This is a genomic window from Mesorhizobium sp. M7A.F.Ca.US.002.01.1.1 (assembly GCF_004022955.1).
Lineage (GTDB): Bacteria > Pseudomonadota > Alphaproteobacteria > Rhizobiales > Rhizobiaceae > Mesorhizobium > Mesorhizobium ciceri.
In genome coordinates, this window is the sequence record NZ_RZQE01000465.1 from 1 (window position 1) to 4,647 (window position 4,647).

Genomic DNA, 4,647 nt, shown 5'->3' on the forward strand with positions numbered 1-4,647 from the left:
GGGACCCCCGCCGCAACGACCTGCCGCTGTCCCGGCTGCAGTTGGTCGCCGAATACCGGGTGCCGGATTTCGGCGACGCGAAGGGTGCCGCGACGAGGCTTAGCGGCGTCTTTTCGTTTGAGGAGGGAGCGCGCTGACGCCACAGAGCAAGCCTAAATTCTACTCATTGTGGACAAACATCGAGGGCAGAAAATAGATTCGACTAGCCGTTGGTCGGAGAAGTCGAGTGGCGTGGATTAAAGTTGTTCAACGTATCGGTTTCACAGTTTGCCCAAAATGCGAAAATCGGGGCTTCGATCTTCAGCCAGGCGAAGACATCGACAGCGCAAAGCGCCAAGATCAGGTGCGGCAAATGCGGGTACGTTTGTTCTGCTGATGAGTGGCCCATTGTGTCCGAAAACAAACCAGAAGCTCGATAGTTTCCATGGACTGCTCCCCCATCTCGGCCATTGGCAGAAAATCCCGAGGTGAATCGAGTTTGACCTAGCCTTTCCCGTCAGATCGTCTCCCTGACCCGCGCCGAGAGAAAATCCGGCAGGTCGGCGACCGAATCCAGAACCACATCGGCAATGCCGGCCAGCGATTCGCGGGTGCCGGTGCCGGAGAGCACGCCGATCGCCAGCCCGCAGCCGCCGGCACGCGCCATTTCGAGGTCGTGCCTGTTGTCGCCGACCATAGCGATTTCCGCCGGTTTGAGGCCGGTGAGATCGCTGAAGGCCTGGATCGTGTCGGGGGCGGGCTTCGGATTGGCCACCGCGTCGTAGCCATAGGCCGCGTCGAACAATTGAGCGACGCCGAGCGTAACCAGCGTCTTTTCCGCGCCGCTGGTCGAATCGTTGGTGGCGACGCCAAGCCGGTAGGATTTGCTGTGCAGTGCCGTCAGCGTATCGACGATGCCCGGCAGCGCCACAGCCATCGCCGAGCCCTGTACGGAGGTGATCTCGTTGAAGCGGGCAACCGCAAGCATCTGATCCTCGTTGGACAGGCGTGGGAACCACAATTCGACGACGTCGAGATTGGTGCCGGAGGCAAAGATGGAGTCCGGCTTGAAACGCTTGTTGGCGAAATCGAAGCCGGCAGCGGCCAGCAGCCTGTCGGCTTTCCAGCGATCGCCTTCCGACGCATCCATGGCCATGAAGTCGGCAACGCCGAGCCAGGTGGCGTTGAAGTCGACAAGCGTGCCGTCCTTGTCGAACAATATTCCCTTGATGTCTGCCAAGCTTTTCACTCCGAGCCACGCAAATGCTGGATGAATCCCACAAGGCCAGCGGTCGATGCATCCCGATTGGCGGCACTTTCCTTGCCCTCCACGACAGGCAACAGGCCGGTGGCCAGTTCCTTGCCGAGTTCGACGCCCCACTGATCGAAGGAGTTGATGTTGAACAGCGTGCCCTCGACGAAGACGCGGTGCTCGTAGAGCGCGATCAGCCGGCCGAAGGTGCGCGGGTCGAGCTTTCTGTAGAGGATGGTGACCGAGGGACGGTTACCCGAGAAGACGCGGTGCGGCGCGATCTTGTCGACCTCGGCCGGCTTCATGCCCTTGGCCAGCATCTGGGCGCGCGCCTCGTCCAGCGTGCGGCCCTTCATCAGCGCTTCCGACTGCGCCAGGCAGTTGGCGAGCAGCAGATCATGCTGGTGCTTGAGATCGGGCTCGTGACCGATGGCCGCGGCAAGGAACTCGACCGGAATGAAATCGGTGCCCTGGTGCAGCAGCTGGAAGAAGGCATGCTGGCCGTTGGTGCCGGGCTCACCCCAGACCAGCGGTCCGGTCGGCGTCGTCACCGCCGTGCCTTCGAGGGTGACGCTCTTGCCGTTCGATTCCATGTCAAGCTGCTGCAAATAGGCCGGCAGCCTGGACAGGCGCTGGTCGTAAGGGATGACGGCGCGCGCCGGGTAACCGCAGATCACGCGATGCCACCAGCCGACCAGTCCCAGCAGTGCCGGCAGGTTCTCCTGCACCGGCGCGGTGCGGAAATGCTCGTCCATCTCATGCGCGCCATCAAGGAAGGCGCGAAAATTCCGCGGGCCGACAGCGATCATCACCGGCAGGCCGATGGCGCCCCAGAGCGAATAGCGGCCACCGACCCAGTCCCAGAAGCCGAAGACGCGATCGGGCGCGATGCCGAACTTGGCCACCAGGTCGAGCGCGGTCGAGACGGCGGCGAAATGCTTGCCGACCGCTTCCTTGCCGAGCGCCTTCTCCACCCAGTCGCGCGCCGTCTGCGCATTGGTCATCGTCTCGACGGTGGTGAAGGTCTTGGAAGCGATGATGAAAAGCGTGGTCTCGGCGGAGAGGCCCTTCAGCGTGTCGTGGATATGGGCGCCGTCTATGTTGGAGACGTAATGCGCGCGCGGCCCGTCATGATAGGGCGCCAGCGCCAGCGTCGCCATGGCCGGGCCGAGATCGGAACCGCCGATGCCGATGTTGACGATGTCGGTGATCTTCTTGCCGGTGGCGCCGGCCGCCTTGCCCGAGCGCACGGCATCGGCAAAGGCGCCCATGGCGTCGAGCACGGCGATGACGTCCGCCTTGACGTCCTGGCCATCGACGGTGACGCCCTTGCCGGTCAGGTTGCGCAGCGCCGTGTGCAGCACGGCACGGTCCTCGGTGACGTTGATCTTCTTGCCCGCGAACATGGCGGCGCGGCGGCCTTCGAGATCGGCGGCCTGCGCGAGCTTTTCCAGCAGCTCCATGGTGGTCGCGTCGACCGCGCACTTCGACCAGTCGAGCAGCAGATCGCCGTCGGTGGCGGAGAATTCCACGAACCGCTTGGGATCGGCGGCGAAGGTCTGGCGCATGCTGGCGGGCGCCGCCGCGCGGTGATCGCGCAAGGCGGCGAGCTGTTTTTGAAAGGACGATTGATCCACTGCCAAACTCCGAGACCTCGAGCCATCATTACGGACCGGATGTTTCCGGCGCGTGTCGTCGCGACAATCTATCGGGCCGAACTCCATCCGTATCAATGCGCAGCGATGACGCACACCCTCACGCCGCCATGACGCACGATGTCATCGCCGGGATGAAGCGCCGCGTCACCCCACGATGCCGCAACGCGGCATCAAAAGGACGTGAAGGATCACTGGCATAAATCCCAACGATCAGAAAAATTGATTGGCGCAACCCCTTGTGCCACGGTTACGTTCGGCTGGTCCAGCCAAACGAAAAAGGCTGGCCATCGAGGAAATCTCCCATGCCACAGCGAAACGACACGGCGATATGGTCCGGCCTGTTCCGGATTTCGGCCGAATCCGGCCAAACCCTGCAGGCGCAGATCCGCCAGGCCATCGTAGCCGCCATTCTCGACCGCCAGATCGCCGCTTCGATGCCGCTCCCTTCCTGCCGCATCCTGGCCGAAAAACTCGGCGTGGCGCGCGGAACCGTGGTGCTGGCGTTCCAGCAGCTCGTCGACCAGGGTTTCCTGGTGGCGCGCGAACGGCGTGGCCATTTCGTCAATCCCGATGTGCTGGCGACACCGGCCAAGCCGCACCAGAAGGCGCCCGACCAGGCCAATGAGATCGACTGGAAGGCACGCCGCAAGATCGCCGCAAGCGACATGCCGCCGCCGGCCAAGCACGAGAACTGGATCAAGTCGTCCTATCCTTTCGTCTACGGGCAGTTCGACCCGGCGCTGTTCCCGACCGCTGAATGGCGCGAGTGCAACCGCATGGCGCTTGCCGTGCTGGAAATCCGCAACTGGGCATCCGACATGGTCGACCGTGACGATCCGCTGCTGATCGAGCAGATCCAGGCGCGGCTCCTGCCCCGGCGCGGCATCTTCGCCAATCCCGACGAGATCATCGTCACGCTGGGCGCCCAGAACGCGCTCTACATGCTGGCGACGCTGCTGATGTCCAAGGGCTCCAAGGTGGCGATGGAGGACCCCGGTTACCCCGACGCGCGCTCGATCTTCCGCCTTGCGGGCGCAGAGATACAGCCGGTGCCGGTCGACCAGTCCGGCATCGTAACTGCTTCTATTCCCAATGATTCCGGCTTCGTCTTCGTCACGCCCAGCCATCATTGCCCGACCATGGTGCCGTTGTCGGCGGAACGGCGGCAGGATCTTCTGGCGCGCGCCAACCGCTACAACCAGATCATCATCGAGGACGGCTATGACAGCCAGCTTCTCGACGAGGCACCGCAGCAAGCGCTGAAGAGCCTCGATCGTTCCGGCCGCGTGGTCTATGTCGGCTCTATGTCCAAGACGTTGGCTCCCGGCCTGCGGCTCGGCTACATCGTGGCGTCCGCCGGACTGATCGCGGAGCTCCGGGCGCTGCGCCGCTTCATGCTGCGTCATCCGCCGGCCAACAATCAGCGCGCCGTCGCACTGTTCCTGTCGCTCGGCCACCACGAGGCGCTGGTGCGGCGGCTGTCGTCAGCCTTCGACGAGCGGCGCAAGCGGCTGGTCCATGCGATTTCCGCCTTCCTGCCGGAATGGCGTTCGACCGATTCGGCCGGCGGTACGTCGCTGTGGCTCGAAGGGCCGCGCGGCACCGATTCGCGCGGGCTTGCCGAGGCAGCGGCCTCGCGCAGCGTCATCATCGAGCCAGGCGACCGCTTCTTCGATCGCACTGAAAAGCCTTCGCGTTTCATGCGGCTGGGCATCTCGTCGATCGCGCTACAGCACATCGAGCCAGGCATCCGCGAAC

The 4,647-nt window shown here is 63.7% G+C and carries 3 protein-coding genes and 1 pseudogene; 2 read left to right on the top strand and 2 right to left on the bottom strand.

What is annotated here, in order from left to right; all coding sequences use genetic code 11:
• Positions 1-137, top strand: a pseudogene (locus tag EN932_RS39190) (methyltransferase); the annotation flags it as partial.
• 359 nt (positions 138-496) lie between these two features.
• On the opposite strand, the gene EN932_RS29735 reads toward EN932_RS39190, so the two are convergent.
• Positions 497-1,219 carry an HAD family hydrolase gene (locus tag EN932_RS29735; RefSeq protein WP_063173538.1) on the bottom strand — a complete coding sequence of 241 codons (723 nt, stop codon included), beginning with the start codon at positions 1,217-1,219 and terminating at the stop codon, positions 497-499.
• Positions 1,220-1,224: 5 nt separating this feature from the next.
• Positions 1,225-2,868: a glucose-6-phosphate isomerase gene (pgi, locus tag EN932_RS29740; protein WP_082827282.1), complete on the bottom strand. Its 1,644-nt coding sequence runs from the start codon at positions 2,866-2,868 to the stop codon at positions 1,225-1,227.
• Between the two features lie 323 nt (positions 2,869-3,191).
• Between pgi and EN932_RS29745 the strand changes: the two genes are divergently transcribed.
• Positions 3,192-4,647, top strand: a 1,456-nt coding sequence (locus EN932_RS29745) for a PLP-dependent aminotransferase family protein (RefSeq protein ID WP_164890679.1), incomplete at its 3' end; no start/stop codon positions are given.